The organism is Pseudomonas sp., from assembly GCF_036387035.1.
GTDB lineage: Bacteria > Pseudomonadota > Gammaproteobacteria > Pseudomonadales > Pseudomonadaceae > Aquipseudomonas.
The window spans coordinates 1-4,937 of record NZ_DASVUM010000122.1 but is presented as its reverse complement, the minus strand read 5'-3'; the positions used below and the strand labels follow the sequence as shown (position 1 = coordinate 4,937).

Below are 4,937 nucleotides of genomic sequence, written 5' to 3'. Positions count from 1 at the left end.
CTCCCGCGCGAATGTTGATCGGCAGCGTGCGGTACTCCTGCCCGAGTTCTTCGAGCAGGATGGCGACTTTCAGGCCGTTACCGGTGGGCCAGTAATAAAGGTCGATCATGCGTAGGCCTTGATCGACGGGGCCATTTGCGAGGCGTTGTAATTGAGCACGCGGCCTTCTTCGTTGACGCCATAACGGCCATTCAACGACTCCAGCGGGCGACCGTACAAATGGAAGTGCAGCGTCGGTGTTTCGCCTTCGACGAGGATGCCGTGCAGGTCATCACCGAGGAAACCGATCGGCGTACCCGGCTGAACCACGACTTCCTTGTCCAGCACCAGTTTGGCGTACTGCGGATCGCTGCCGTCGTCGCTGCGCGCCCACACGTAATTGATTTCCTGGCCCTGCACGGCAACGATCACCGCCCAGGTTTCGTGGTTGTGCGGCAGGGTTTTCTTGCCCGGCAGCAGCGAATTCATGTACAGCGTCGGCGTCTCGCCGTCATCGTTCAGGCGGTAGCGAAAGGCGGTGTCGCCCTCGCCCGGCACCGGCGACGGGAACGCGTCGAAATTGAACAGATCGTGACGCGCGGCCAGCCCTTCGAGCAGGCCGATGATTTCCTTCAGCGCAGCACGGTCTACGCCGCGCTTGTTGATGACGCGGACTTGCTCGAGAAGCGTCTCGATGGCTTGGGCACGGGTTTCGGTAGTCATGAAAAATACTCCTGGGAGGTCATTGCAGTCGGTTTTTTATAAAACTGCACGCAGGTAACGCCTGCTTCGCAGGTCTTCTGGTCATTCAAACGGACAAGCTGTAACGGCTGATATTGCTCAACAAAAACGGATCGCCCGTGGGCACCGGACGCCGCCCGGCATCGCCCAGGGCATGGCGCAGGAATTCGTGGGTACGTTCACTGGTCGGGTGCTGAAAGATCTGCTCGGCGCTGCCGTGCTCGACGATCAGGCCGTTTTCGGTGAAATACACCACGTCGCTGATTTCCTCGGCGAAACGCATTTCATGAGTGACTAGCACGCAGGTCATGCCCTCTTCGGTCAGCTCGCGAATCACCGTCAGCACTTCACCGACGGTTTCCGGGTCCAGTGCCGAGGTCACCTCATCGAACAGGATCAGTTGCGGGCGCATCGCCAAGGCGCGGGCGATTGCCACGCGTTGTTGCTGGCCGCCGGACAGTTGCCCCGGATACGCGTCGGCCTTGTGTTCCATGCGAACCTTGGCCAGCAAGGCGCGGGCTTCCTGCTCGGCGTCGGCGCGATTGCGACCCAGTACCTTGCGCGGCGCGATCACCAGGTTTTCCAGCACCGACAAATGCGGGAACAGGTTGTATTGCTGAAACACGAAACCCACGCGCTTGCGCAGTTCAATGCGCTGCGCCTCGTTGGCCAGTTTGTCCACTTCGGTGTCGCCAACGCGAATCGTGCCGCGCTGGGTCGGCAACAGGCCGGTGATGCAACGCAGGATTGTCGATTTGCCCGAGCCAGACGGGCCGATGATCGACACTGCCTGGCCGCGCTGCACGTCAAGGTCGATGCCTTTGAGCACATGATTGCTGCCGAACGACAGATGCAGGTCACGCAGGCTGACCAAGGGCTGCGAAGCGGTTTCAATAGAAGGCATAACGGCGCTCCAGGCGTTGGGTCAGTCGGGAAATCGGGTAGCAATAAGCAAAGAACAACGCCAGCAAACTGAAGTAGATCAGCACGGTAAAACCGGTCTGGTTGACGGTATTGCTGGCGATCTGCGCGGTGTCGATCACGTCATGCACGCCCACCAGCGAGGCCAGCGCCGTGCCCATGGTGATCACCGCGTACAGGTTCATCCACGGCGGCAACATGCGTTTGAAGCACTGCGGCAGGATGATCGAAGTGAAAATCTGCCAGCGCGTAAAGGCCAGGGAGCGCGCCGCTTCCCATTGCGTGCTGGGGATCGAGGCGATAGCGCCACGGAAGATTTCCGCGACGTTGGCACTGGCGGGCAGCGCCAGGCCGATGGTCACTTTCACCCAATCCGGGAACGATACGTACGAGCTGCCAATGTGAATCTCGAACGGGAACACATAGGTCGTGAAGTAAATCAGCACCAGCCACGGCGCATTGCGGAAGATCTGCACCCAGATCCGCGCCGGCAAACGCAGCAGCCAGGTCGGCGACAGCGCCAGCGCACCGATCAGCAGCCCCATGACCGAGCCCAGGCCGATAGCCACCAGGCTGATCAAAATGTTCTGCCCGAAGCCTTTCGCCAGCGCCGGGGACCATTGCACCAAGGCTAGAAACACCGGGCTGTGCGGCGCGGCGAATATCAGCCAGGCCAATGCGGCCAACAGCAAGGCCAGCTTGCCCATGTGGCAACGCGGCCACGCCAGCGGTGCAACGGCAGATGAATCAATGGCCATAGCCGGGCATCCTCAGGCGCGCTTCAAGGGCGCGACCTACACAATTGACGACAAAGCTCAGCAAGCCGAAGAACGACAGGATCAGGATCATCAGTTCCAGGACGTTATCGCTCTGGGTCCAGATCATGATCGCCGCGTAAGTGATGTCGCCCACGGCAATGGCCGAGGCAACAGCGGTCATTTTCACCAGGTCGATCAGGTTGTTGATCAGCGATGGCAGCGCAAAGCGCAGCGCCAGCGGCAGCTGCACATTCCACAACAACTGGCGACTGCTGAACGCCAGGGAACTGGCGGCTTCCAGGGTCACGGTCGGCACCGCTTCGATGCCGGCGCGCAAGGCTTCAGCATGAAACGCGCCTTTGTGCAGGGAAATCACGATCACCACCCAGGCAAACGGCGTCAGCGGATTGGCCGCGCCTACCGCCTGGGTCAACAGCATGTTCAGAACCAGAAACGCGCAGTACAACTGCACCAGCGTCGGCGTGTTGCGGGTGACTTCGATGAATACCCGCGCCGGAGTCGTCAGATAACCTTTGCCCGAGGTCAACATCGCCGCCAGCGCCACGCCAACCAGCAGGCTGCCGACAATAGTGAAGGCGCACAGCAGAATACTGGTCAGCGCACCGTCCACCATGGAGCCGCGTTGATAGGCATCCAGCAGGAAGCTGTAGTTGAGGCCAAAGCCCGCGGTCCAGTGAACGAACAGTTCCAGCCAATGACTCATTGCGGCGCCTCGATCAACAGGCGCTCACAGGCAACGGCGATACGTCGACCCGCTTCGGCAACGCTGCTGGTGGCAGTGGCAATCGACAGGCGAAACCACGGCGACAGGCCATACGCGCTGCCCGCAACACCGGCAACGCCGGACTCCAACAGCCAGTCCACCACGTCAGCGTCGCTGTCCAGGCGCACGCCGTCCGGGCGATAACGACCGAGCAAACCGGCGCAACGCACAAACACGAAGAAGCCGCCTTGTGGTTCCAGCACTTGCAAGCCATTCACGGCGCTCAATGCCGACACCAACAGATCCCGGCGCTGGTGATACGCCGCAACCTGCTCGGGAAGAAATCCCAGCCCGCCCTCAAACGCTGCCAATGCCGCCGCCTGCCCCACCGAAGACGCGCCGGAGGTGGACTGCGATTGCACCACGGTCATCGCGGTAGTCAGTTCTTTTGGCCCGGCGCCGAAACCGATGCGCCAGCCGGTCATGGCGTAGGTCTTCGACACACCGCCCACCAACAGGCAGCGGGATTGCAGATCCGGCGCGACGTTAAGCAGGTTCAGCGCCGAGTGGTCATCGAAACGGATGTGCTCGTACAATTCGTCGAGCAACACCAGCACCTGCGGATGACGGCGCAGCACCTCGGCCAGCGCCAGCAGTTCTGCCTCGCTGTACACCGCGCCGCTTGGGTTGCCGGGACCATTCAGAATCAGCCAGCGGGTGCGCTCGGTGATGTGTTGTTCCAGCTGAGTCGGCGTCAGCTTGCAGCCCTGCTCCAGACCGCACTCGATGAACACCGGTTCGCCGCCACTGAATCGCACGCTGTCCGGGAACGACGGCCAGTAGGGAACCGGCACCAACACTTCATCGCCATCATCCAGGGTCGCGGCAAAGGCGTTGTAAATGATCTGTTTCGCGCCGTTGGCAATCACGATGGACGGCAGCGGGTAATCAAGACGGTTCTCGCGCTTGAGCTTGCTTTGCACAGCTTCGCGCAGGGCCCGCACGCCGGGGGTCGGGGTGTATTTGGTGTCGCCTGCGGCAATGGCTGCGTAAGCGGCTTGCTTGATGTGTTCCGGGGTATCGAAATCCGGCTCGCCGGTGGTCAGATCGAGAATATCGACGCCCGCCTCACGCAGTGCCGTCACTCGGGATTTGGCCGCCGCATTGGCGGACAGCGTGACGCGCTGCACGCGTTTTGACAGACGCACGCTCATAGGGATTCTCCGTCGTCGTCAAGGGCAAATACCTTGCCCGGATTAAGCAGATTCTGCGGATCGAGGGTGCGCTTGATACGCCGCATCAGATCCAGTTCCACCGGGCTTTTGTAACGGGGTAACATCGCCAGCTTGCGTTGGCCGATACCATGTTCGGCGCTGATGGAGCCGCCGTGAGCATGGGCGCTGTCGTGGACCAGCTCACTCAACGCCACATAGTTCTGCATGTGCGCCTCGACGCTGGAGTCCAGGGGATGCGCCACGTTGTAGTGCAGATTGCCGTCACCCAGATGGCCGAACGTGAAGTTGCGCACGCCGGGGAAACGCTCTTGCAGCAACGCATCGGTGTGGGCGACGAATTCGACGATCCGGGAAATCGGCACCGAAATATCGTGCTTCATGTTGCGACCGGCACGTTTCTGCGCGTCGCTCATGTTCTCGCGCAGCAGCCAGAGCGCCTCGCTCTGGGCCAGGCTTTCGGCAATCAAGGCGTCCGCCAGCAAGCCCGACTCGAATGCTTCGCCGAGCACCTCTTCGAAGGTTTGTCGCGCATGGGCTTCGCTGTGATTGTCCGAGAGTTCCAGCAGCGCAAACCAGGGC

6 protein-coding genes and 1 pseudogene are annotated in these 4,937 nt (G+C 61.2%); all 7 read right to left on the bottom strand.

Going from position 1 to position 4,937, the window contains the following annotated elements; genetic code table 11:
* A pseudogene (locus VF672_RS11415) lies at positions 1–109 on the bottom strand (thiol:disulfide oxidoreductase); the annotation flags it as partial.
* Positions 106–702, bottom strand: coding sequence for a cysteine dioxygenase (locus VF672_RS11410; protein ID WP_331104710.1), 597 nt, complete (start codon positions 700–702; stop codon positions 106–108). The gene VF672_RS11410 and the pseudogene VF672_RS11415, both read right to left, overlap by 4 nt.
* 85 nt (positions 703–787) lie before the next feature.
* On the bottom strand, positions 788–1,624 hold the full coding sequence (locus VF672_RS11405; RefSeq protein WP_331104709.1) for an amino acid ABC transporter ATP-binding protein: 837 nt from the start codon (positions 1,622–1,624) through the stop codon (positions 788–790).
* On the bottom strand, positions 1,611–2,399 hold the full coding sequence (locus tag VF672_RS11400; protein WP_331104708.1) for an amino acid ABC transporter permease: 789 nt from the start codon (positions 2,397–2,399) through the stop codon (positions 1,611–1,613). Before VF672_RS11400 ends, VF672_RS11405 begins: the two co-directional genes overlap by 14 nt.
* Positions 2,389–3,123: an amino acid ABC transporter permease gene (locus VF672_RS11395; protein ID WP_331104707.1), complete on the bottom strand. Its 735-nt coding sequence runs from the start codon at positions 3,121–3,123 to the stop codon at positions 2,389–2,391. Before VF672_RS11395 ends, VF672_RS11400 begins: the two co-directional genes overlap by 11 nt.
* Positions 3,120–4,337: an aminotransferase class I/II-fold pyridoxal phosphate-dependent enzyme gene (locus VF672_RS11390; protein ID WP_331104706.1), complete on the bottom strand. Its 1,218-nt coding sequence runs from the start codon at positions 4,335–4,337 to the stop codon at positions 3,120–3,122. Before VF672_RS11390 ends, VF672_RS11395 begins: the two co-directional genes overlap by 4 nt.
* On the bottom strand, positions 4,334–4,937 hold a 604-nt coding region (locus VF672_RS11385; protein WP_331104705.1), incomplete at its 5' end, for an FAD-binding oxidoreductase. The genes VF672_RS11385 and VF672_RS11390, both read right to left, overlap by 4 nt.

Coding starts and splice junctions, on each gene's coding strand:
- VF672_RS11405 (WP_331104709.1), bottom strand. CDS start 1,624: ATGCCTTCTATTGAAACCGCTTCGCAGCCCTTGGTCAGCCTGCGTGAC.
- VF672_RS11410 (WP_331104710.1), bottom strand. CDS start 702: ATGACTACCGAAACCCGTGCCCAAGCCATCGAGACGCTTCTCGAGCAA.
- VF672_RS11390 (WP_331104706.1), bottom strand. CDS start 4,337: ATGAGCGTGCGTCTGTCAAAACGCGTGCAGCGCGTCACGCTGTCCGCC.
- VF672_RS11395 (WP_331104707.1), bottom strand. CDS start 3,123: ATGAGTCATTGGCTGGAACTGTTCGTTCACTGGACCGCGGGCTTTGGC.
- VF672_RS11400 (WP_331104708.1), bottom strand. CDS start 2,399: ATGGCCATTGATTCATCTGCCGTTGCACCGCTGGCGTGGCCGCGTTGC.